The 22,678-nt window shown below is 69.7% G+C and carries 20 protein-coding genes; 8 read left to right on the top strand and 12 right to left on the bottom strand.

All coding sequences use genetic code 11. The features are described 5' to 3' along the window. Positions 1 to 7 precede the first annotated feature (7 nt). The 3 genes from E3O48_RS14400 to E3O48_RS14410 all read right to left on the bottom strand — a co-directional run bounded on the left by E3O48_RS14400 (position 8) and on the right by E3O48_RS14410 (position 5,098). The gene (locus E3O48_RS14400; protein WP_134539825.1) at positions 8 to 2,302 is read right to left on the bottom strand and encodes an FdhF/YdeP family oxidoreductase; all 2,295 of its coding nucleotides are present in this window, start codon (positions 2,300 to 2,302) and stop codon (positions 8 to 10) included. Between the two features lie 115 nt (positions 2,303 to 2,417). Next, positions 2,418 to 4,553, bottom strand: a complete 2,136-nt coding sequence (locus tag E3O48_RS14405) for an APC family permease (protein WP_370250113.1) — start codon at positions 4,551 to 4,553, stop codon at positions 2,418 to 2,420. A gap of 101 nt (positions 4,554 to 4,654) precedes the next feature. After that, the gene (locus E3O48_RS14410; RefSeq protein ID WP_134539827.1) at positions 4,655 to 5,098 is read right to left on the bottom strand and encodes a MarR family winged helix-turn-helix transcriptional regulator; all 444 of its coding nucleotides are present in this window, start codon (positions 5,096 to 5,098) and stop codon (positions 4,655 to 4,657) included. A 46-nt stretch (positions 5,099 to 5,144) separates the two neighbouring features. Here E3O48_RS14410 and E3O48_RS14415 point away from each other — a divergent pair, with 46 nt between their 5' ends. Continuing rightward, positions 5,145 to 5,408: a hypothetical protein gene (locus E3O48_RS14415; RefSeq protein WP_134508109.1), complete on the top strand. Its 264-nt coding sequence runs from the start codon at positions 5,145 to 5,147 to the stop codon at positions 5,406 to 5,408. A gap of 67 nt (positions 5,409 to 5,475) precedes the next feature. Here the strand turns inward: E3O48_RS14415 and E3O48_RS14420 are convergent, their stop codons facing one another. Then, complete coding sequence (locus E3O48_RS14420; protein WP_134539829.1) at positions 5,476 to 6,099, bottom strand: PadR family transcriptional regulator; 624 nt, start codon at positions 6,097 to 6,099, stop codon at positions 5,476 to 5,478. Continuing rightward, positions 6,096 to 6,980, bottom strand: a complete 885-nt coding sequence (locus tag E3O48_RS14425; RefSeq protein WP_134539831.1) for a DUF4097 family beta strand repeat-containing protein — start codon at positions 6,978 to 6,980, stop codon at positions 6,096 to 6,098. Before E3O48_RS14425 ends, E3O48_RS14420 begins: the two co-directional genes overlap by 4 nt. 731 nt (positions 6,981 to 7,711) lie before the next feature. Here E3O48_RS14425 and E3O48_RS14435 point away from each other — a divergent pair. Further along, positions 7,712 to 8,704, top strand: a complete 993-nt coding sequence (locus E3O48_RS14435) for a DUF222 domain-containing protein (protein ID WP_134539833.1) — start codon at positions 7,712 to 7,714, stop codon at positions 8,702 to 8,704. A 28-nt stretch (positions 8,705 to 8,732) separates the two neighbouring features. Next, entirely contained in the window at positions 8,733 to 9,335 is a 603-nt protein-coding gene (locus E3O48_RS14440) for a DUF222 domain-containing protein (RefSeq protein ID WP_134539835.1), read from the top strand. A 150-nt stretch (positions 9,336 to 9,485) separates the two neighbouring features. Here E3O48_RS14440 and E3O48_RS14445 read toward each other — a convergent pair whose 3' ends face one another. Further along, a complete protein-coding gene (locus tag E3O48_RS14445) occupies positions 9,486 to 10,325 on the bottom strand; it encodes a CPBP family intramembrane glutamic endopeptidase (protein ID WP_134539837.1) in 840 nt (279 codons plus the stop codon). Between the two features lie 57 nt (positions 10,326 to 10,382). Here E3O48_RS14445 and E3O48_RS14450 point away from each other — a divergent pair, with 57 nt between their 5' ends. The 4 genes from E3O48_RS14450 to E3O48_RS14465 all read left to right on the top strand — a co-directional run bounded on the left by E3O48_RS14450 (position 10,383) and on the right by E3O48_RS14465 (position 14,690). Continuing rightward, positions 10,383 to 11,555, top strand: coding sequence for a M20/M25/M40 family metallo-hydrolase (locus E3O48_RS14450; RefSeq protein WP_241982553.1), 1,173 nt, complete (start codon positions 10,383 to 10,385; stop codon positions 11,553 to 11,555). Between the two features lie 118 nt (positions 11,556 to 11,673). Then, entirely contained in the window at positions 11,674 to 12,450 is a 777-nt protein-coding gene (locus tag E3O48_RS14455; RefSeq protein ID WP_134539839.1) for a MerR family transcriptional regulator, read from the top strand. 193 nt (positions 12,451 to 12,643) lie between these two features. Then, the gene (locus E3O48_RS14460; RefSeq protein ID WP_241982554.1) at positions 12,644 to 13,888 is read left to right on the top strand and encodes an NRAMP family divalent metal transporter; all 1,245 of its coding nucleotides are present in this window, start codon (positions 12,644 to 12,646) and stop codon (positions 13,886 to 13,888) included. Between the two features lie 4 nt (positions 13,889 to 13,892). Next, on the top strand, positions 13,893 to 14,690 hold the full coding sequence (locus E3O48_RS14465; RefSeq protein WP_134539841.1) for a putative hydro-lyase: 798 nt from the start codon (positions 13,893 to 13,895) through the stop codon (positions 14,688 to 14,690). 122 nt (positions 14,691 to 14,812) lie between these two features. On the opposite strand, the gene E3O48_RS14470 is transcribed toward E3O48_RS14465, so the two are convergent. The 5 genes from E3O48_RS14470 to E3O48_RS14490 all read right to left on the bottom strand — a co-directional run bounded on the left by E3O48_RS14470 (position 14,813) and on the right by E3O48_RS14490 (position 20,845). Then, positions 14,813 to 15,517 (bottom strand): GntR family transcriptional regulator, encoded by a 705-nt coding sequence (locus tag E3O48_RS14470; RefSeq protein WP_134539843.1) that lies wholly within the window; start codon positions 15,515 to 15,517, stop codon positions 14,813 to 14,815. Between the two features lie 140 nt (positions 15,518 to 15,657). Further along, complete coding sequence (locus E3O48_RS14475) at positions 15,658 to 17,445, bottom strand: biotin carboxylase N-terminal domain-containing protein (RefSeq protein WP_134539845.1); 1,788 nt, start codon at positions 17,443 to 17,445, stop codon at positions 15,658 to 15,660. A 4-nt stretch (positions 17,446 to 17,449) separates the two neighbouring features. Continuing rightward, complete coding sequence (locus E3O48_RS14480) at positions 17,450 to 19,270, bottom strand: carboxyltransferase domain-containing protein (RefSeq protein ID WP_134539847.1); 1,821 nt, start codon at positions 19,268 to 19,270, stop codon at positions 17,450 to 17,452. Between the two features lie 3 nt (positions 19,271 to 19,273). Beyond that, entirely contained in the window at positions 19,274 to 20,062 is a 789-nt protein-coding gene (locus E3O48_RS14485) for a LamB/YcsF family protein (RefSeq protein WP_134539849.1), read from the bottom strand. Positions 20,063 to 20,170: 108 nt separating this feature from the next. After that, positions 20,171 to 20,845, bottom strand: a complete 675-nt coding sequence (locus E3O48_RS14490; protein WP_241982555.1) for a YitT family protein — start codon at positions 20,843 to 20,845, stop codon at positions 20,171 to 20,173. A gap of 63 nt (positions 20,846 to 20,908) precedes the next feature. On the opposite strand from E3O48_RS14490, the gene E3O48_RS14495 reads away from it, so the two are divergent. Further along, positions 20,909 to 22,369, top strand: a complete 1,461-nt coding sequence (locus tag E3O48_RS14495) for a PLP-dependent aminotransferase family protein (protein ID WP_134539851.1) — start codon at positions 20,909 to 20,911, stop codon at positions 22,367 to 22,369. Between the two features lie 17 nt (positions 22,370 to 22,386). On the opposite strand, the gene E3O48_RS14500 is transcribed toward E3O48_RS14495, so the two are convergent. Continuing rightward, positions 22,387 to 22,590 (bottom strand): dodecin family protein, encoded by a 204-nt coding sequence (locus E3O48_RS14500; RefSeq protein ID WP_134539853.1) that lies wholly within the window; start codon positions 22,588 to 22,590, stop codon positions 22,387 to 22,389. Positions 22,591 to 22,678: the final 88 nt, after the last annotated feature.

Consider the following 22,678-nt stretch of genomic DNA (forward strand, 5'->3'; position numbering starts at 1 on the left):
GATTGCGCTACCTGGTCCGGGCCGAGCGTTCCAGCCGGATCAGGATGGACTTGGAGGCCGGCGTGTTGCTGCCCTCCGCCACGGAATCCAACGGCACAAGCGGATTCGCCTCCGGGAAGTAGGCTGCGGCGCAGCCCCGGGCGGTCGGGAAGTCGACCGCCCGGAATCCCCGCACGACCCGGTCAACACCGTCCGCGAACTCGCTGTGCACATCCACCAGATCGCCGTCGGCGATGCCCAGGTCGGCGAGGTCGTCCGAGTTCACAAAGATCACCATGCGGCCGCCCGTGATACCACGGTACCGATCGTTGGGACTGTAGATCGTGGTGTTGAACTGATCGTGAGAGCGCACGGTCTGCAAGAGCAGGCGCCCTGGCGGGCATTCGAGGTGTTCAAGCTCGTTGATCGTCAGGAGAGCCTTTCCGGTCGGCGTGGGGAACGTGCGGGAGTCACGCGGTCCGTGCGCGAGCACGAATCCGCCCGGTTCCCTGACGCGCCGGTTGAAGTCCGCGAACTGCGGAAGTACGTGGGCGATGTGGTCCCGGATCAGCGCGTAGTCTCGCTCGAAACCGGCCCAGTCGATGGACCCAGGCCCGTCCGCGGGCAGCGCCGCCCTGGCCAGCCTGCTGACGATGGCGACCTCGGACAGCAGAGTCGGAGAGGCAGGAGCGACTCGGCCGCCGGAGGCATGGACCGCGCAGACCGTGTCTTCGACTGTCACGAATTGGGGGCCGGTGGCCTGAACGTCGATCTCGGTTCGCCCCAAGGTCGGCAGGATCAGCGCTTCCTCGCCGACCACCAGGTGGGAGCGGTTGAGCTTGGTGGAGATCTGCACTGTCAGCGCAGTGCGGCGAAGTGCCGCCTCCGCGACGGCCGTGTCGGAGATCGCGGCCACAAGGTTACCCCCCAGGGCAATCCACACCTTGATCTTCCCATCACGCATTCCACGGATCGCGCCGACGCTGTCGATCCCGTGCTCCCGCGGTGGATCGAACCCGAACTCCCTCTGCAGGGCGTCGAGGAATTGCGGCGGCATCTTCTCCCAAATGCCCATCGTGCGGTCGCCCTGCACATTGCTGTGCCCGCGGATGGGCGATGCCCCCGCCCCGGGCTTGCCGATGTTGCCCCGCAGCAGCAACAGATTGATGATCTCCCGGATCGTCGGCACGGCCTTCTTGTGCTGGGTGAGCCCCATCGCCCAGGTAATGATGACCTTGTCAGCGGCGAGGTATCGATCCGCGAGCTCGTTGATTGCCGAGGCGTCCAGACCGGTCGCGGCGAGTACGGCGCGTTCGTCGAGAAGCGCCAGATGGGCCCTGAGTTCGGCGAGACCCGAGCAATGGTCGTTCAGGAAATCGTGGTCGAGCACGGTGCCGGGGTTGGCGTCGTCGGCGTCGAGGACGCGTTTGGAGATGGCTTGAAGCAACGCCATGTCACCGCCGAGCCGGATCTGCAGGTACTGGTCCGCGATCGACGTTCCGTGGCCGATCAAGCCCTTCACCCGCTGGGGGTTCTTATAGCGCCGGAGTCCGGCTTCGATGAGGGGGTTGACTGCGACGATCTGTGCGCCAGCCTCCTTGGCCTCCTCCAGTGCGGTGAGCATCCGCGGATGGTTGCTGCCCGGGTTCTGGCCCATGATGATGATCAGGTCGGCCTGAGCGAAGTCGTCATAGCCGACGGTGCTCTTGCCGATGCCGATGGTCTGGGCCATGGCCAGACTGGTCGACTCATGACACATGTTCGAGCAGTCAGGAAGATTGTTGGTCCCGAACGCGCGCACGAAGAGCTGGTAGGCGAATGCGGCCTCGTTTGAGGTGCGGCCACTCGTGTAGAACGCCGCCTGGTTTGGCGACTCCAGACCTCTGAGCTTCGTGGCAGTCACCTGGAACGCTTCCTCCCAGCTGATCGGTTCGTAGTGGTCGCTCCCGGCCGGCTTGTAGACCGGCTCGACGAGCCGACCCTGCATGCCGAGCCAGTATTCGGACTTCTCGAGCAGGTCGGTGATCGAGTTCTCGGCCCAGAATCGCGTCGGCACAGTAAGTCGCGTCGCCTCCCAGCTGACCGCCTTCGCGCCGTTTTCGCAGAATTCGAGCGTTTTCCGGTGCTCCGGGTCCGGCCACGCGCAGCTCATGCAGTCGAATCCGTCCTTCTGATTCATCGACGTGAGCATCTTCAGGCTCCGGCCCACGCCCATCTGCGTTAAGGCCGGTCCGAGTGCGTGGGTGACGCCGGGAATCCCGGCAGCCCAGGCTTTGGGTTTGTCGACGGCGGCCGGTTGTTGTCCGCTGCCGTTATCGGTCATACCGCGTTTCGAATGCCGGTCGCGCATGTCGCCCTACTTCCGCTCTCCCCAGATCCCTCTCTTGCGAGTGTCGACCTGAGCGACTGGAATGTCCAGAGCGAGTGGACGCGACCGGCTACTTGCGTTTGCGGCGTCGTGCAGCGGACGGCCGGGACTGCGGCGGGGTCACACCGACCACCGGCGTGGGCCGCACGGGGATCTCCTTGGTCGCGGGCGCGAGCGGCTTGCGTGGGATCGGACGGGGACGCACGGGCTCGCCGCGACGGTCCTGGCCGGGAATCGGCCGGGACCGGCGGCCGTAGATGAGCTCGGAGGAGTCGAGCAGCCACGGCACGAGCGCAATGGTGACGCCGTGCACGAGCATGAGCTTCTGGCGCAGGCGCCGGGCCTTGTGGTTGTGGAGCAGGCCCTCCCACCAGTGTCCGACGATGTAGATCGGCGTGTAGACGGTGATGACTTCGGAGCCGTGGTCCACGCGGCGGTCCTTGATGTAGCTGATCAGGGGCCAGCTGATGTCCCGGTAGGGCGACTGCACGATCCGCAGCGGCACCTGGATGTTCTGCCTGACCCAGTCGCGTTTGAGCTGTTTGGTCTCTTCCTCGTCGATCGAGATGTGCACGGCCTCGATGCCCTCGTGGCGGGCGGCGATCGCGTAGTCGAGCGCCTTGAGCACGGGCTTCTGCATCTTGCCGACGAGCACGATCGCGTGGTCGCCCTGGGAGCCGAAGGTGGTCTCCGGGTCGACCTCGATCTCCTTCGCGACGTCCCGGTAGTACCGGTTGACGCCGAGCATCAACGTGAAGAGCACCGGCATCATCACGAAGACGAGCCAGGCGCCGTGGGTGAACTTGGTGATGGTGACGACGATCAGCACGACGCCGGTGAGCAGTGCGCCGAAACCGTTGATGGACAGGCTCGCGATGATCGATCCGCGGTTCGGCGGGTTCGTCTTGAGGAGCGTGAGCCAGTGCTTCACCATGCCGGTCTGGCCGAGCGTGAACGAGACGAAGACGCCGATGATGTACAGCTGGATCAGGACCGTGAGGTTCGCCTGGTAGACGATGATGATCAGGCAGGCGAACAGGGCCAGGAGCAGCACGCCGTTGGAGTAGATCAAGCGGTCGCCGCGGGTGCTCAGGGACTTGGGGGCGTAGGAGTCCTTCGCCAGCACCGAGCCGAGCAGCGGGAAGCCGTTGAAGGCCGTGTTGGCCGCCAGCAGCAGCACCGCGGCGGTCGCGGCCTGCAGCACGAAGAACATGATCGAGTTGTTGCCGAAGGTGGCGGCCGCGATCTGGGCGATCAGGCTCCGCTGCGGCGAGGTCGCGCACTCGTCCCAGCCGATCAGGTCGCAGGGGTTCTCGGCGTAGTGCACCTTGGTGATCAGGGCGAGCGCGGTCAGGCCGACGAACAGGGTGATCGCGATCCCGCCCATCAGCACGAGGGTGCGCTGCGCGTTCTTGACCTTCGGATGCTTGAACGCGGGCACTCCGTTGGCGATCGCCTCGACGCCGGTGAGCGCGCTGCACCCACTGGCGAAAGAGCGCAGCAGCAGCAGGATGAAGGCGGACTGGGCCAGGTTCTGGGCCTGCACGTCGAACCCCGCCGACTCGGCGACGGGGGCGTCGCCGAGGGCGACCCGGGCGAGGCCGACGACCACGAGCACGAACACGCTCGCGATGAACAGATAGGTCGGGATCGCGAACGCCTTGCTCGACTCGGCGACGCCGCGGAGGTTGACCGCCGCGAGCAGGATGACGAAGACGACGGCGATCTCGACCCGGAAACCCGCCAGCATCGGCAGCGCCGAGATGATGTTGTCCACGCCGCTGGCCACCGAGACGACCACGGTCATCACGTAGTCGACGAGCAGGGCGGAGGCCACGAGCAGTCCGGCCTTCTCACCGAGGTTCTTCGAGGCGACCTCGTAGTCACCGCCGCCGGAGGGGTAGGCCTTGATCAGCTGGCGGTAGGACGCGACCACGACGACGAGGAGGAGAACGACGACGGCCGCGACCCACGGGGCGAAGCTCAGGAACGCGAGCCCGCCGAGGGTGAGGATCATCAGGAGCTCTTGCGGCGCGTAGGCCACGCTCGACAGCGGGTCGCTGGCGAAGATCGGCAGGGCAAGGTGCTTGGGCAGCAGCTGACCCTCGAGGTGCTCGGTCGAGAGCGGGTCGCCGATGATCCATCGCTTGGGCGATCGTGTTTCTGGCGCGGGGCCGGTTCCCTCTGGTGTCACGAGGGACGACACTACTCCCTTGCACACCGCTGTCAAATCTGTGGGAGGTTGCCCCGGATGCGGCGTGGCGTCCGCGTGTCACGAGTGGGTCCGGGCGAGTCCCGGGGGCGTCCCTACCCGGTGTGGGTGGCGTCGATCACCCGCCAGAGCGAGCGTCGCAGGGCCTCGAGCTCGTCGATGCTCATTCCCAGCCTGTCGATGATGCGCGGCGGGATGGTCCGGGCCTCCTCGCGGAGCCGCATTCCGTCCGCGGTCAGGGCCACGTCGAGCATCCGCTCGTCACGGTCGTTCCGGGTGCGGGTGACCAGCCCGGTGGCCTCGAGCCGCTTCAGCAGGGGGGAGAGGGTGGCCGGTTCGAGGCGTAGCTCGGTGGCGAGGTCCTTGACCGAACGGGGGCTGCGTCCCCAGAGGGCCAGCATCACCAGGTACTGCGGGTGAGTGAGGCCGTAGGGCTCGAGGATGGGCCGGTAGATGCCGATGACACTGCGGGAGGCGATCGCGAGCGCGAAGCAGACCTGGTCTTCCAGTCGGAGCAGGTCGGGGGTGTCCTCGATCATCGGTGCGTGCCTCGTCTTTTCGGATTTGATTAGTACACTAATGATTATGACACGCACTAGTAAAGGGGAACGAGACGGCGGCCTGGTCGGCGTCGTCGGCTGGCTCAATCGCACCCTCCTGCCCTGGATCGGCCCGCCGCCCCTCGGCCCGTACACGACGGTGACGGCGACCGATGAGGCAGCGGCGAAGTCGGAGGCCCGCTGCCCGATCTGCTCCGAGCTGATGAGCCTGCACGAGATCGACCGCTCGGGGGAACGCACGCAGGTCTACCACCCCACCCCGGAGCAGGTCGTCGAGCGATCCGCCTGATCGGGTGGGATGGTCTCGACGGGCTCGACCATCGAGAGCGGCTCGACCCGAGCGGTCCGCCGGCCCGTCAGTGGCCGAGTGAGGCGAGGATGCCCGCGCGCACCTCGGCGAGCTGTCGGCGCAACTCCGGCACCGTGGCGGCCGGTACGCGGGCCACGGCGGCTCGGTTGCGAAGGTCGGCGCGGAGTTGCTGACGGAATTCGTTGAGCACGAGGTCGGCCTCATGCAGGGCTCGGTTCGACTCGAGGCGGATGGAGCTGCTCGAATCGGGGGCGCCACTCGAGGGCGGGGCCGGGTTCTCCTTTCCAGCCTGTCGTTTCGCCGAGGCAAGATCGGCGCGCAGGCTCTTCATCGCCGCGGTGACGCTGAAACGCACCTCATCGGCCAGGCGCCGCACCGAGTCGGTCACCTCGGTTTCGATGGCGTCCAGGTCGCCCTCGCGGGCCAGGAGTTCCTCGCGGCCTGCGGCGGTGATCTCGTAAACGGTCTTGCGCCCGTCCGTGGACTTGGTGACCAGGCCCTCCTCCTCGAGCTTGGCCAGGCGCGGGTAGATCGTTCCGGCGCTGGGAATGTAGGTGCCGCCGAATCGGTCGCTGAGGGCCTGGATCAACTCGTAGCCGTGGCGCGGCTGCTCGGCGAGCAGGCTGAGCAGGTAGAGGCGCAGGCTGCCGTGCGCGAAGACGGGAGTCATTCCGAGGCCTCCGCCGCCGAGCCGGTGGGGTCGGTGGCGCTCGTCGCGGCATCCGCTGCAGCCGGAGCTGCCGTGGCCGGCGCGCGCCGCACGATCGAGACGTCCCCGGACACCGAATTTGCGTGCAACTCGAGCCAGGTGCCGGAAAGGTCGCCGCTGCTGCCCTCGTAGCCCTTGCCGAAGACGCCCTTCATGGTCTGGTCGTCGAGCTGGAGCGTGCCGGAGACGGTGTTGAGGTGGTAGCTCGTGGCCACCGCGGCGTCGAGCCGCGCGGTCAGGTTGCCGCTGACCGCATTGGTGTCGATCGCGTCGGGGACTCCGTCGATGTCGAGGAACACGTTTCCGCTGACCCCGTCGGCACTGAAACGCGGGATCCTGCCGCTCGCGGTGATGTCGCCGGTGACGGTGTGCGCGGAGATGCGGCCGGTGTGGTTGCTGACGGACATCTCGCCGTTCACTCCGTTGAGCTCGAGGGAGCCGGTGACGCCGTCGACGACGATGTCGCCGGAGACGGTGCTCAGCCGGGCGCCGGCGCTCAGCCCGGATACGAGGGCTTCGGCGCTGACCACGCCCAGTTTCAGGGTTACGTCGCGGGGAACCATGATGCTCACATCGGCCTTCGCGGTGCCGCGGAAGGAGGCGAACACCTCGATGAAGTTGTCCCAGCGCAACTGGGGGTGGTCGATCTCGAGGGTGTCGCCGTCGAGCGAGATTTTGAGGTCCTTGCCGCTCACGCTGTGCACTTCGACCCGGGTGTCGGCCTCGTCGTGGCCGATCACGTCGACCTTTCCCCCGATCAGGCCCACCTTGAGGTTGCGGACGAGCTCGATATCGATCACCTTGGTCTGCCCGGGGGCGACCAGCCATTTCTCCTGTGCCATTGCGTACTCCTGTCTGTGAGGCATCCGCCGGGCGGATGCCGAAATCCTGAATCGCGATATATCGCGTCTCTTGAAACTCACGATATATCGCGTTCGTCAGGCGCGCAACCCCCCGTCAGTCATTCCGCGGAGAAACCAGGAGAGGGCGGGACCAGGTGATCATCTGGTCGCGTCTCGGCGATGGTGCGGCGCTGAGTTACGGCTGCAGCCCGGTCACCGGCCTGGTCGCTCGCCCGGTCATTTTCCCGACAGGATCTTCTGTATTTCCTCGTTCTTGAGCGGGCTCCACGGAGCGCTGCTCGAGCCGTCCAGGGCGGCCTGGGGGCTCTCGCCCTGGTCCCATCACGTGTTCTCCAGGATCCGGCCGTCGAAGAGCACGCGGTCGCCCTTTTCGTAGATCGTCGTGGGAGACCACGCCGGGTACGTCCCCTGCTGACCACGATCGGGCGAACGGGCCGGTCGCCGGGAAGAAGAAGGGTGCACCGCCGGAGATCGTCCCGAAGACTCGGGAAGAAATCGACTGGGTTCGGTTCTCTGCCACGGCGACCGCAGGCTCAACCGCGAGCTGCACGGTGGCAGCGACCGCCGCAGGAGGGCATTCCTGCGCTGAGGCGCGCCTGCCGGCCCCGGTGGTCGCGCCTGTCGAGTCCTGTGAATGAATCTTCGAATAAGTTATCCACAAGTAGTGACAAACGCTCACATTTGTGTTCGTGTTTTGGTATCTTCGTGGCATGGACTCACCGGCAGAGCAGCTCAGACAGGCAGCGGATGCCGTCGCCCGCCTGGGCTGCTCCAGCGCCGACTACGAGGCCCTTCCCGACGCGGTCGTGCTGACCGGTCAGCGGGAGATCGCCAAGGCCCGCCGGCTGCTTGAGATGTACGCCGCGTGGATGGCTGCGACCATCGCCGATCGCTCCCGCCCGGAGCTGGGCCATTCCGGCCTGGCCGCGCAGCAGGGGTTCCTCTCCCCGGAGGCGATGATCCAGAAGGTCACCGGCGCAAGCAAGAACGAAGCATTCAAGCTCGTTGCCGTCGGCACGATGCTCGCCCGGGCCGAGGCCGCCGACCGGCAGGCCGCAGACGGCCTCGGGTCGCCCGGCGCTGACGGGACCGGCGTGGACGGGGCTGGCGCTGACGGGACCGGTGTCGATGGTGGTGCGGGCGACGACTCCGACGGCACGGGTAGTTTCCCGCCCGATCCGTGCAGCCCGGTGTCGTGGCAGGCGCCGATCGCTCGCGCAGTGACCGCCGGGACCCTCTCCGTCGACGCCGCCGAATCCATCCGGAAAGGCCTGGGCGATATCGATACCGCCGTCACCGCCGACACACTCGCCACCGCCCTCAGCCGGCTGCTCGCCGAAGCCGGTCAGTTGAACGCGGACCAATGCTTCACCCGCGCCCGAAGGATGCGCGACGACCTCGATCAGGCCGGCATCGCCGCGAGGGAGAAGCAGGCCTACGACGACCGGTTCCTCAAGGTTTACCGCCTCGCCGACGGCAAGGTCCGCCTGCACGGGCTCTTCGCCCCCGAGGATGGCGAGTTCGTGCTCTCCACCTACGACTCGATCACCAGCCCCAGACGCGGCGGGGTGCGCTTCGTGGACAAGAAACGCAAAGCCTGGGCCAAGGCCGTCCAGGACGACCCCCGCAGCACCGCGCAGATCCCCGCGGACTCGTTCGTGCAACTACTCAAGATCGACACCCCACGCCGCGGGAGTAGCTGAAACACCGGAGACATCAGATGCCCGGCTCATGCCGACGGTCAGACCTGCCGAAGCCGCTCCCTCTAATCAACCCGGCCAACCCGGCCAGCCCGACCAGCCCGGCCAGCCCGGCCAGCCCGGTCAGCCGGGACAACCGGGGACGGCCCTGGTCCTCGCGGCAGGGCACGGGTCCATCGAGGGCAGTCCCGCCCCGGTCTCCCTCGCCACCGTCCAACGACAACTCTGCGACACCGGCTACCTCGGAATCCTCTTCGACAACACGGGCCAACCCATCGACGTCGGCAGAGAACAACGCCTCTTCACCCCGGCCCAACGCACCGCCATGGGCGCCCGCGACGGCGGCTGCGTCTGGCCCGAGTGCGACCGGCCACCGTCCTGGACCGAAGCTCACCACCTCAAGGAGTGGCTCCTGGAACACGGCTACACCGACCTCGCCGACGGAGTCTGCCTCTGCCACCCCCACCACCTGCTCCTCCACAACACGGGCTGGGTCATCCTCCGGGGCGGCGATCAGTACTGGCTGAAGCCACCGGTCTCGGTCGACCCGGCACAGAGCCTCATCCCTCTCCCCAGCAAGACCCCACGGCAACTCGACCCGGGCACGCCGACACGGGACCAGGACACGGACTGACGGGCTGGCCGGCTCAGCCTGGACTGCCCGCGAGACTGAGGTCATCGAAATCTTGGCCGCGGGGCGTCGACGAGCTCGACAACTGCGAGGTCCGGGGGCCCGACGGGCGGCGGGGCGGGGTCTCGGCAGGCGCGGGCTCCCGGTGGACGTTCAGTAGAGGAAGATCGGCAGCCACTCCCGGGTGTGGGCGTGCACGATCACGAGGAATACGACCACGTCGAAGAGCAGGTGCACGCAGACGACGTAAGTGAGTGACCTGGTGAGTTTGAACGTGTAACCCTGCAGCAGGGCGAAGGGGAAGGTCATCAGGGGCCCCCAGCTCTGGTAGCCGAGTTCCCAGAGGAAGGAACAGAAGATCACCGCCTGCAACAGGTTCGCCTGCCAGTCCGGGAAATGGCGCCGGAGCAGGGTGAAGGCGACGCAGATGAAGAACAGCTCGTCCCAGATGCCGACGAAGCCGACGCCCACGAAGAGGCGTGCGATCTCATCGGGGACCGTGACGGCGGGCCAGTTCTGGTAGGCGCCGGATCGGATGAAATAGGTCGGCAGGATGGCGTAGCCGAGGCCGACGACGATCACGAGATACCAGCGTTCGAGGGTGCTCCAGCGCTGACCGGTGCGAATCGGGAAGCGGATCGCGTGGTCGCGGAAGCCGAAGCGCGAGATGAGATAGGGCACGAGCACCGCGAGGGTGAGCACGGTGCCCATCAACGCCATGTTCGGGTAGTCGATGTTGGCCTCGACCGAGATCGTGCTGATGATCACCAGGCCGAGCGCGAGCAGGAGCAGGTCCTTGAACAGCGCCCGGTTCACGACGAAGGCCAGTGCCAGGGCGGCGATCAACAGCGTGTAACCGGGGACGGCCGCACGCACCCCGAAAAGCACGACCGCCGACGCGGACAGCAGCCCGGCAGGCAGGAGTCCCCAGGAGATCAGCGGCGGGGCCTCCGTCACCGTGCCATTCGTGGTGCCATCCGTCTCACTTCTCATGCCACATGGTACCGATGCATCCTCCGTGATCGCGTCGGCCGCCGGTAGATTCGACCCGTGACCGACGAGCAGAGTGGGGCCTGGATTGGCGTAGTCGACGACCCGATCGACCTGATGCGGCGACTGATCGGCATCGACTCGGTCAATCCCGATCTCGTGCCCGGCGCGGCCGGGGAGGCGGAGATCGCGGACCGGTGCGCGCGCTGGCTCTCGGGCCACGGCTTCGAGGTGCACCGCCTCGAGGAACGCCCGGGGCGACCCTCGATCGTCGCCATCTTCCGCGGGAGCGGCGGCGGCCGTTCCCTCATGCTCAACGGCCACCTCGACACCGTGGGCGTTGCGGGCTACAGCGGCGACCCGTTTTCCGGGGAGCGGAGCGGCGGCCGGGTGCTCGGCCGCGGCGCCTTCGACATGAAGGGTGGCGTGGCGGCGATCCTCGTGGCGGCGGCGCGGGCATCCGCCGCCGGGCTCTCCGGTGACGTGCTCGTCACCCTCGTCGCCGACGAGGAGTTCGGCAGCCTCGGCACCATGGAGGTGCTGCGCGACTTCCGGGCCGACGCGGCGATCGTGGCAGAACCGAGCGAGCTCTGCCTGACCCTCGCCCACCGCGGCTTCGCCTGGTTCGAGCTCGAGCTCACCGGGCTGGCCGCGCACGGCTCCCAGCCGGAGCGGGGCATCGACGCGATCGCTCACGCCGGTCTCGTGCTCCGGGCCCTCGACGGTCTGCGCGAGCAGATCGAGGCAGGTCCGGGCCATCCGCTCCTCGGGCACGGCACCGTGCGGGTCTCCAAGATCCGCGGGGGCACGGATGCCGCCACCGTCGCCGCGGCCTGCACGCTCACGATCGAGCGGCGCACGCTGCCCGGCGAGACACCCGACGACGTCGAGGCAGAGTTGCAGGGGCTACTCACGGTAATCGCCCAGCGCACCGCGGACTTCCGTTTTCGCCTGACCCGGCTGGTGGCGCGTGCGGCGTTCGAGGCCGATCCCGGCTGGCCGATCGTGCGGCTCGTCCGCGCCGAGGCCGGCCGCGTGCTCGGGCATCCTCCGGCAACGCGGGGCGAACCGTTCTGGACGGATGCCGGGCTGCTCCACGAGGCGGGCATCCCCTGCCTGGTGATCGGCGTCGCCGGCGGCGGGGCCCACGCCGACGTCGAGTGGGCGGAGGAGGCATCCGTGCTCCAGCTGACCGAGATCCTGGCCGGGACCATCGCCGGTTTCTGCGCCTGACCCGGTCGACGCCCGGGGGCCTCGACGCCCGGCGGCGGCCCGCCTTGACATTGACGTCGCGTCAAGTTCTAGGCTGGAATTCGACGCACTCGAGACACTCGACACGACGGGAGTCACCATGGACTGGTCGATTCAGGACGTCGCGCGACTGGCGAACACCACCAGCCGCACCCTGCGCCATTACGGCACGGTCGGGCTGCTCGAGCCCAGCCGCATCGGCGCCAACGGCTACCGCTACTACGACGAGCGCTCACTCGTGCGGCTGCAGCGCATCCTCATGCTCCGGGACCTCGGCCTCGGCCTCCCCGCCATCCGCGAGGTGATCGACGAGCAGACGGATGAGACGCGCGCCCTGGCCGCACACCTCGCCTGGCTGCGCGAGGAGCGCGAGAGGCTCGCCCGGCAGATCCGCTCCGTCGAAAACACGATCGACACACTGGACAGGAAGGAACAGCTCATGGCTGAGCAGATGTTCGACGGCTTCGATCACACGGCCTACCGGGACGAGGTCGAGGAACGCTGGGGGAAGGCCGCCTACGCCGACGGCGACGCCTGGTGGACGAGGAAGAGTCCGGCCGAGAAGGCGGCCTGGCAGAACGAGCGGCGGCAGCTCGCGGCCGATTGGCAGGCCGCCGCCGAGCGGGGCCTCGCCCCCGAGGGTGAGGAGGCCCAGCGGCTGGCCCGGCGTCAGTTCGACTGGCTGGCCGGCATCCCGGGCACGCCCGGTTCCGGCACGACCGGGCCGACCCGGGAGTACTTCGCCGGGCTCGGTGAGATGTACGTCGCCGACGAACGCTTCGCGGCCAACTTCGGAGGGGTTCGTGGCGCCGAATTCTTGCGCGACGCGATGGTCGTCTACGCCGACCGCCAGCTGCGGCCGTCGCAGGAGACCTAGAACAGGGAGGGCAAATGGGCGGTCTGGCGCCCCCGGACCGACCATTTGCCCTCTTTCGGGGGGCGTGGTCGGTTCACCTGCGCCATGGGGTTGCGTCGATTGTTGAACAATCTATAGGCTGTCACGAACTCAGTGGCCGCCGGTGCTGACAGCATTCCCCCCACAGAGAAGTGAGCGCCCGATGGTTACCACCGTGAGCCCCGCACGTACCAAACGCACCTCCGGCCCCCGCCCGAAGAAGCCGGTCAGGCGGCGGAATACCCGGCGGAGCGCCCTCCTCGGGGCGATGTTCCTGATGGCGACGAGCGCCGTCGGACCCGGCTTCATCGTGCAGACCACCAGCTTCACGGTGCAGCTCGGCGCCGCCTTCGCCTTCGCGATCCTCGTCTCGATCCTCGTCGACATCGCCGTGCAGCTCAACGTCTGGCGGGTCATCGGCGTCAGTGGCAAGCGGGCCCAGGAACTCGCCAACACCGTCCTTCCCGGCTCAGGCTGGTTCCTCGCCGCACTGATCTGCCTCGGCGGGCTGGTCTTCAACATCGGCAACATCGCGGGAACCGGCCTGGGCGCCAACGTGCTCTTCGGCGTCGACGCGAAGCTCGGCGGGGTCATCTCCGCCGTGATCGCCATCGCGATCTTCCTGAGCAAGAAGGCGGGGCTCGCGCTCGACAAGATCGTCGTCGTGCTCGGCGCGGTGATGATCCTGCTGATCGCCTACGTGGCGATCGTGTCGCATCCGCCCCTCGGCCTGGCCCTCAAGAACGCGGTCATCCCCGACGGCGTCGACTTCCTCATCATCACCACCCTGATCGGCGGCACCATCGGCGGCTACATCACCTACGCCGGGGCGCACCGGATGATCGACGCCGGTGTCTCCGGTCGTGGCAACGTCAGCGCGATCACCCGCAGTTCGGTCCTGGGCATCGTCATCACCGGCGTGATCCGGGTGCTTTTGTTCCTCGCCATCCTCGGCGTCGTCGCCGGCGGGGTCGCGCTGACCAGTGACAACCAGCCGGCCGAGGCGTTCCAGGCGGCGGCCGGTGAGATCGGGCCGCGACTCTTCGGCATCGTGCTCTGGGCCGCGTCGATCACCTCCGTGATCGGCGCCGCGTACACGTCGATCTCCTTCGTGACCACCCCCAGGACCTCCCCGCGCACCCGCAGCATCGCCACCTGCGCGTTCATCGCCGTGTCGACCCTGGTCTACACGCTCCTCGGGCAGGCGCCCGCGACACTGCTGATCATGGCCGGGGCCATCAACGGCCTGATCCTGCCCGTCGGCTTCGCCGTCATCCTCTGGGTGGCCTGGCGCCGCCGCGACCTGCTCGGCGGCTACGTCTACCCGAAGTGGCTGCTGGCCATCGGCGTGCTCGCCTGGCTGCTCACGCTCTTCCTCGGCTACCAGTCGCTCGGCGGCCTCGCCAAGCTCTGGGTGTAGGCGGATGCCAGCCCTCCCGCTCGACCGGGCCACCCTGACCGGCGCGGCGGCCCGCGCGCACTTCCGGGGCGGCCTCGTCGCCCCGACCGCCGGCTGGGCCAGGGGATTCACCCAGGCCAACCTCCTGATCGTCCCCCGCGCGCAGGCCTTCGACGTGCTGCTCTTCGCCCAGCGGAACCCGAAGTCGTGTCCCGTGCTCGGGGTGCTGGACGAGGGCGAGACCAGCGGTGCGCTGCTGGCCGGCGGGGACATCCGCACCGACCTGCCTCGCTACACGGTCTACGAGCACGGCGAGCTCGTCGCCGAGCCGACGGACCTGCGGGAGTGGTGGCGGTCGGACCTGGTGACCTTCATCCTCGGTTGCAGCTTCACCTTCGAGGCCGCGCTGCAGGACGGCGGCATCCCGGTGGCCCACATCGACCTGGGCCGGCACGTGCCGATGTACCGCACGAACGTGCGATCCACCGCGGCGGGCTCGCTCGGCGGCCCGCTCGTGGTCTCGATGCGGCCGATCCCGCCCGAGCAGGTGGCCGACGCGGTGCGGATCAGCGCGCGCTACCCGGCGGTGCACGGCGCCCCGGTGCACGTCGGAGACCCCGCGCGCCTGGGCATCGCCGAGCTTGCCGCACCCGACTTCGGCGAGGCGGTCTCGCTCCGGCCAGGGGACATCCCCGTCTTCTGGGCCTGCGGGGTGACCCCGCAGGCCGCGGTGATGGAGTCGCGGCCGCCGCTCGCGATCGGCCACGCCCCGGGGCACATGCTGATCACGGACGCCCGCGATTCCGACTACCTCGTGCCCTAACCGTGCGTCATCCCGCCGCAGACGTTTCGCGTCGTGGCTAACTCAGGAGATTCTCCGCACGCGGCCGGGACGACCGCACTGGTCCGGGGACCCGGCGCAGGCCCGGGGCCGGATCTCCTGAATCAGCCTCCGGCGCGGGCGGCCACGGCGGCGAGCAGCTGGGCCTCGGCTCGGACGAGGTAGTCGGCCAGCACGGTGGCGGCGTCGGACTGGCGTCCCTCCGCGAGCAGTGACACGATCCGGTCGTTCTCGTCGACGTAGGGCGCGTGGAACAGCGCGTTCTCGGCCATGGAGTGGAAGACCAGGCGCATCTCGGCGAGCACCTGGCTCATCAGCTGGTCGAGGCGCTCGCTGCCGGCCAGCGCCACGATGGTGGCATGGAAGTCCTGGTTGGCCCCTGCCATGCCGGGGATCGACCCGGCGTCCCTGGCGGCGCGGGCCCGCTCGACCGCCAGGCTCAGCGGCGCAAGTCGGACGGGGCCGAGTTCGGTCGCGGGGGTCCAGGTCACGGCGGCCGGTTCGAGGTAGCGCCGCACCCGGTAGATCTCCCGGATGTCGTCGGTCGTCGGCCGGGACACGAAGACTCCGCGGTTGGGGAACCTGGTGACCACGCGCTCGGCGCTCAGGGTGGAGAACGCCTCCCGCAGGGTGTTCCGGGACACGCCGAGCGCGTCGCCCAGGGTTTCCTCCGACAGCTTGGTGCCCGGCGCGAGGCGCCCGGCGGCGATCTGCTCGCGCAGCACCCCGGCCACCCACAGGCCGGTCTCGGCGTGCAGGCCGGACGCCTTCGTGCGGCGGAGGTCGTCCAGGATCTCGGCGAGGGTCATGCTGCCACGATACGGGCTGGCGCGTCCCGGACGGTCCCGTTGCGGGCCGTCCGGGTGCGTGCCGTGCGTGCCGTCATGATGGTGCGTGCCGTGCGTGCCGTCATGATGGTGCGTGCCGTCATGATGCGGGCGGGCCCGGCTCAGTCGCCGATGGAGGCGACGGCGGAGTTCGCGGCCACGGCGTCGCCGGGGTGCACGGTCGGGTTCCGCAGGATCCCGGTGCGATGCGCCGTCACGATCGACTCCATCTTCATGGCCTCGAGCACGAGCACCGGGTCGCCCTCGGTCACCGCGGCACCGGGTTCCACCATCCATTTCACGACCGATCCGCCCATGGTGGCGCTGAGGATGCTCGGGTCGGCCTCCGGCGCCGGGCTGACGGTGCCGGCCGTGCCGACGGCCGAGAACGAGCCGGCCGCCGAACCGGCCGCCGGGCTGTTCGCCGGCCCCGCGCCGCGCCCGAGCGCGTCGAGCAGGCTGGCCGGCAGGCCGAGAGCCATCCGCCGGCCGTCGACCTCGATGCTGATGGTGTGGCGGGGCGCCTCGGGGGCCGCCGGGTTGTACTGGGGGTCGTTCGGCAGCTGCTCGGCGAAGTCGGCCTGGATCCAGCCGGTGTGCACACCGAGCCGGTCGGCGCCGGTGAACGCCGGCGCCCGCACCACGGCCCGGTGGAACGGCAGCACGGTCGGCAGGCCGGTGATCTCGAACTCGGCCAGGGCGCGCCGGGCGCGGCGGAGCGCCTGCTGCCGGTCGGCGCCGGTGACGATGAGCTTGGCCAGCAGGGAATCGAACTGCGCCGGGACGAGGTCGCCGGCCCTCACTCCCGTGTCGACGCGGATGCCCGGCCCGGTCGGCACGGTGAAGGTCGTCACGGTGCCGGGGCAGGGCAGGAACCCGCGCCCGACATCCTCGGCGTTGATCCGGAACTCGAAGGAGTGACCGCGCGGTTCGGGGTCCGCCGCGACGGGCAGCGGACCGCCGGCGGCGATGGTCAGCTGGGCGAGCACGAGGTCGATCCCGCTGGTCTCCTCGGTGATCGGATGCTCCACCTGCAGCCGGGTGTTCACCTCGAGGAACGAGATGGTGCCGTCCTGGGCGAGCAGGTACTCGACGGTCCCCGCGCCGGTGTAGCCGGCGGCCCGGCAGATGGCCTTGGCCGAGGTGTAGATCTGCGCGCGTTGGGCGGGCGTGAGGAACGGCGCCGGCGCCTCCTCGACGAGCTTCTGGTTGCGGCGCTGCAGCGAGCAGTCCCGAGTGCCGACGACGATGACGTTGCCGCGGGTGTCGGCGAGGATCTGCGCCTCGACGTGCCGGGGCTTGTGCAGGAACCGTTCGACAAAGCATTCGCCGCGGCCGAACGCGGCCGTCGACTCGCGCACGGCCGAGTCGAAGGACTCCTCGATCGCATCCATGTCCCAGACCACCTTGAGTCCGCGCCCGCCGCCGCCGAAGGCCGCCTTGATCGCGACAGGGAGGCCGTGCGCCATCGCGAACGCGCGCACTTCGGCCGCCGTTGCGACGGTGCCCTCCGACCCGGCCACGAGGGGAGCGCCGACCCGGATCGCGAGTTCCCGGGCCGACACCTTGTTGCCGAGCACCCGGATGGCCTCCGGCGTCGGGCCGATCCAGACCAGGCCGGCGTCCTGCACGGCCTGGGCGAAGTCGGCGTTCTCGGAGAGGAAGCCGTAGCCGGGGTGCACCGCGTCGGCGCCGGACCGGCGGGCGATGTCGAGCAGCTTCGCCACGTTGAGGTAGCTGTCGGCCGGGCTGTCCCCGCCCAGGGTCCAGGCTTCCGTGGCGGCGTTCACGTGCAGGGCGTCGGCGTCGACCCCCGCATACACGGCGACGGATTCGAGGCCGGCATCGTCGCAGGCGCGGATGATGCGCACCGCGATCTCGCCGCGGTTGGCAATCAGGACTTTCTGCATGCTCTCAGCTCTCCGTTGCGGGGATGGGGACGATCGAGGGTGCGGCGCCGGGTGTCGGGGCGAACCGGATCCGGGCGCCGGTGGGCAGTTGGGCGGCCAGGTCGAGGTCCTCGGCCAGCACGACCCCGATCACCGGATAGCCGCCCGTGACGGGGTGGTCGGCGAGGAACAGAACGGGCAGGCCCGACGGCGGCACCTGCATGGCGCCCTTCACCGTGCCCTCGCTGGCGAGCTCGCCCGGCGTGGACCGCACGAGCGGTTCGCCGTCGAGGCGGAGGCCGATCCGGTTCGATTTCGCGGTCACCGCCCACTCGTCGCCGGCGAGCCGGGCGACGGATGCCGCGTCGAACCAGTCCGCGCGCGGCCCGGGCACGAAGCGCAGCACGGTGACCTCGGCCGGCGGGGCCGGCGGGGTCTCGGGGCCGTGCACGGCGCTGCCGGGGGCGGCCGGAAGCATCCGGAGGCGGTCGCCGGCGACGAGCGGGGCCGGGCCGATCCCGGACATGGTGTCGGCGGAGCGGCTGCCGAGCACCAGGGGAACGTCGATCCCGCCGCGGAAGGCCAGGTAGCTGCGCACCCCGGCGCGGGGCGGGCCGAGGGTGAGCGTCTCGCCGGCGAGCAGGGAGATGGGGGCGTCCATCGGCGGCTCGCGGCGCACGGGAGCAGCTCCGGGTGTGCTGCCTTGTGTGACCCCGGGCGTGACGCCGGGCGTGACGCCGGGTGTGCCGCCGGGTGTGCCGCCGGGTGTGCCGCCTTGTATGGCGCCTGGTGTGGCGCCGGGCGTGCCGCTTTGCGTGACGCCGGGCGTGACGCTTTGTGTAGCGCCGGGCGTGGCGCCGGGTGTGCCGCCTTGAGTGGCGCCGGGTGTGCCGCTGGGCGCCGTGACGGTGAGGCTCACCGGGGCGCCGGTGACGGCCAGCACCTGGTCGGTCTCCGCCGTGAGCACGAGCCCGCCGAGGGCGTTCTCGAGCACGGCGGCCGTGGCCGGATTGCCGACGATGTGGTTGGCCCGGCGGAGGGCGCCGCGGTCGAGCGCGCCGGAGCTTGCCACGCCGAGGTCCGCGAAGCCGGGGCGGCCGAGGTCCTGCACGGTGGTCTGCGGGCCGGGGGAGACCACGAGGACTCCGTGGCCCGGCCCGCCTTCCGCGGCCTCGACTGGTGTGTTCGTCACGTCCGCGGCCGCGACGACGAACTCGCGCACCGCACGGAATCGCACCCGGTTGCCGGGCCGCACGAGGGCAGGCCGGGCTCGGTCGAGGTCCCACATCCGGGCATCCGTGCGGCCGATCAGCTGCCAGCCGCCGGGGGAGGCCCGCGGGTAGACGGCGGAGTAGTCGCCGGCGAGGGCGACCGACCCGGCGGGCACCGCGCTGCGCGGCTCGGCGCGCCGGGGCACGACGAGCGCCGGGGTCTCGCCGGTCAGGTAGACGAACCCGGGGGCGAAGCCGCCGAACGCGGCGGTCCAGGTCTGGCCCGTGTGCGCGACGATGACCCCGTCCTGGCTGAGGCCGGTCTCGGCGGCGACCAGGGCGAGGTCCTCGCCGTCATAGATGGTGTCGATCAGCACGAGGGTCGTGTCCGGATGCGGCGCCCGGGTCACGTCACGGCCCCTCAACTCGGCGGCGAACCCGCGGGCGGCGGCGGCGGAGACGGCGGTGACGAGCACGGTCGTGGCGGCCGCCAGCACGTCGAGCTGGCCGTCGATCGGATCCTCCTGCAGCCGGGCCTGCAGCCCGAGCACATCGGCGAGGCTGTCCAGTTCGACCAGCACGGCGCGGTCGCCGACGGCACGGATGCCGCGGATGCCGCGAATCGACCCCGTCACGGGCTAGACGAAGCTTCGGATCGGGATGCCGGCATCCTGCAGCGCCGTGCGCACCTGGGCGGCCAGGGCGACCGCGCCGGGAGTGTCCCCGTGCAGGCAGATGCTCTCGACGGGCACGTCGAGGAACGTGCCGTCGACCGCCTGCACCCGGCGATCGGCCGCCAGCCGGAGGGCCTGCTCGGTGACCCTGGCCGGGTCGACGATCACGGCGCCGGGCAGGCTGCGGGAGGCCAGGGACCCGTCGGGGTTGTAGGCGCGGTCGGCGAACGCCTCGACGACCGTGCGGAGCCCGGCCGCGTCGGCGAGCCGCTGGATCTCCGAATTCGGCAGCACCATCACGGGGAGGCCGGCGTCGACCGCCATGATGGCGTCCACCACGGCCTGCGCCTGCACGGTGTGGTGCGCGATCGCGTTGTAGAGCGCGCCGTGCGGTTTCACGTAGCTGACGCGGGTGCCGGCGACCGCGGCCAGGGCCTGGAGCGCGCCGATCTGGTAGATGACCTCGTCGGTGAGGTGGCCAGGGGCCATATCGATGAAACGCCGGCCGAAACCGGCGAGGTCGCGGTAGCCCGGATGCGCGCCGACCGTGACCTGGGCCGCGGCCGCCGCGGCGCAGGTGGCCCTGATCGTGCTCGGGTCGCCGGCGTGGAACGCGCAGGCGACGTTCACGCTCGACACCGACGAGATGATGGCGGCGTCGTCGCCGAGGCTCCAATTGCCGAAGGACTCTCCGACGTCACTGTTCAGGTCGATACCGCTCGGGTCGATACCGTTCAGGTCGATGGTGGACATCCTTATCCCTCCGTCCCTTGCGGGAAGTTTTGACTAAGGATGCCTTACTTCCGGCGATTGTTCAACAATCGTCACCGACCTTTCAGCATCGGCTTCCGTGCGGAGACCTCAGTTGGCGGGGCTGTCGATCGAGGGTTCGGACGGGACGGCGGAGCCCTCGAGCGCCTCTTCGAGGCCGGGATGCGCGGGCGCGGCCTCCGCCTCGGCGGGGCGCTTGATCGCGAAGAACGGGATCGTCCAGTTGCAGAGCGGGCCGACGAGCACGGCGAAGAGCACCGTGCCCACGCCGACGTTTCCGCCGAGCAACCAGCCGGCGCCCAGCACGACCACCTCGACGCCGGTGCGCACCACCCAGATCCGCCAGCCGGTGCGCTTGTGCAGGCCGGTCATCAGTCCGTCGCGGGGGCCGGGGCCGAAGTGCGCGCCGATATAGAGGCCGGTCGCGACCGCCAGCACGAGCAGCCCGGCCGCGAAGAAGATGACGCGCAGCCAGAGGTCCTGGCCCGGCGGGATCAGCCAGAGGCCCACGTCCGCGGACGGTCCGACCAGCAGGGCGTTCAGCACCGTGCCGATGCCGGGCTTCTGCCGGATCGGGATCCAGAGCAGGAGCACGACGCCGCTCATCAGCACCGTGATCAGGCCGAAGCCGAGGTGGGTGTGGCTGTCGATGCCCTGGGTGAGAACGTCCCACGGGGCGACGCCGATCTCGCCCCGCACGATCAGCGCGATCCCCAGGCCATAGAGAAAGAGACCAATGAGCAGTTGGGAGAGGCGACGGGTCATAGTCGTCAATCCAATTGCACTATTGGCCTGTTATCAAGTAGCCAATCTCCCTATAGTGGCCTCATGGTCGAGAACCAGATGAGCGCGCGGGCCCTCGAGGCGAGGCTGGGGGAGTGGCGCGACGGCGGGAGCGCGTACCGGGCGCTGTCCGACCGCATCCGCCTGCTCACCCTCGACGGGCGCATCCCCACCGACAGCCGGCTGCCCGCCGAACGCGACCTCAGTGCGCGGCTCGGCGTCAGCCGCACGACCGTCACCGCCGCCTACCGCCGGCTCCGCGACACGGGCTTCCTGGTCAGCGTGCGCGGCTCAGGGAGCGTGGCCCGGCTGCCCGGAGTGCCGGCGGCGCACACCGGATCGGCCGCCGGCGGCATCCTCGACTTCAGCAAGGCCACCATGCCCGCGTTCGCCGGCCTCGCGGATGCCGCCCGGGCCGCCGTGGGCGACCTGCCCGGCCAGCTCGGCGGTTCGGGCTTCGACCCGGTCGGGATCCCGGAACTGCGCGCCGCGATCGCCGACCGGTACCGGGTCCGCGGGCTGCCCACCGACCCGGAGCAGATCATGGTCACGATCGGCGCCCAGCATGCGATCGCGCTGCTCGCCCGGGTGCTGGTCGGCCGCGGCGACCGGGTGCTGATCGAGATGCCCACCTACCCGCACGCCTACGAGGCGCTGACCGCCGCCGGTGCCCGGCTCGTGCCGGTCACCGTGTCGACCGCCGTGCCCGGCGAGGATGCCGCGACCGCCGGCTGGGACGAGACCGCTCTCCTGCAGACCCTCCGCCGCAGCAACCCCGTGCTCGGCTACCTGATGCCGGACTTCCACAACCCGACCGGCCGCACCATGCCGACCGAACAGCGGGAGCGGGTGCTGTCCGCCGCGGCCCGTCAGGGCACGGTGCTCGTCGTCGACGAGACGATCGCCGAGCTCGACATCGACCGGGCCGGCGAGTTCCTGCCATTCCCGGCCTACGCCGAGCCGGGGCAGCCGGTCGACGTCGTGGCCATCGGGTCGGTCGGCAAGACCGTCTGGGGTGGGCTGCGGGTGGGCTGGATTCGCGCCGAACGGCCGCTGATCCGCCGGCTCGTTGCCGCGAGGTCGGCGAACGACCTGGGCACGCCCATCCTCGAGCAGCTGATCGTGGTGCGCCTCCTGGCCGAGATGCCCGCGATCCTCGAGGGCCGCCGGAGCGAACTCCGGGTCGGCCGCGACCACCTGGAACGGCTGCTCGCCGCGCGGTTCCCCGACTGGCAGGTGCCGCACGTCGACGGCGGCATCACCGCCTGGGTCAACCTCGGGCTGCCGGTGAGCTCCCAGCTCGCGCTCGCCGCGCGCAACCACGGCCTGCTCGTGCCGGCCGGGCCGCGGTTCGGGCTCGACGGAGCCTTCGAACGGTTCCTGCGGATTCCGTTCTGTTACGGCACGGACGAGATGGACCTGGCCGTCCACGCGCTCGGCCTGGCCTGGGATTCGCTGCTGCGGCATCCGGTGCCGGACACCGGGTACCTCGCCGACGTCGTCTGACGAGCCAGGGCAGCCGGTCAGTCGTCGAGCACGAAGGTCACCTCGATCACGACCTCCCACGACGTGATCGTGCCGTCGGACACCTCAACCTTCTGTTCCTTCACCCAGGCGCCGGAGACGCCGCGCAGGGTCTTGTTCGCACGGGCGATGCCGGAGGCGATCGCGTCTTCGAACGACGTGTCCGACCGGATGCTCAGGGTGGTTACGCGTGCAACGGACATGGTTTCTCCTCGGTGGATGTTGTCGGTGAGCCGGTGGTGTTGGGGGGCTCGTTGTCGCCGAGAATACGCGCTGCCCGCTTCCGCCGAC

Origin of the sequence: Cryobacterium sp. HLT2-28 (genome assembly GCF_004402495.1) — a bacterium.
Classification (GTDB): domain Bacteria; phylum Actinomycetota; class Actinomycetes; order Actinomycetales; family Microbacteriaceae; genus Cryobacterium; species Cryobacterium mannosilyticum.